The organism is Gilvimarinus sp. 1_MG-2023 (genome assembly GCF_030548285.1).
Genome location: NZ_JAUOSC010000993.1, coordinates 1 through 273 on the forward strand (window position 1 = coordinate 1; position 273 = coordinate 273).

Genomic DNA, 273 nt, shown 5'->3' on the forward strand with positions numbered 1-273 from the left:
GTCTGTTGCCACAGCGTGCGACCGGAGTCCAACGCCAGCGACCAGACAGAGCCGGAGGTATCGGCGGCATACAGTACATCGTCCGTAGCCACGGCTTGCAAACGGCTGTAATTGCTACCCGGGCCATCCCCGATATGAGTGCGCCAGACAATATCCAGGCCATTACTGCCCAATGAAGGCAGGCTCTCGGCATCGGTTTGAGGTTGCGAAGAACAAGCGCTGACCAGAACGGCGGCCAACAGTAACCCGGTGCGGGTGACTCTGCCAGCGACC

At 60.4% G+C, this 273-nt stretch carries 1 pseudogene; it reads right to left on the minus strand.

Features of this window, described 5'->3' with window-relative positions:
* Window positions 1-273: pseudogene (locus tag Q4563_RS19860) on the minus strand (hypothetical protein); the annotation flags it as partial.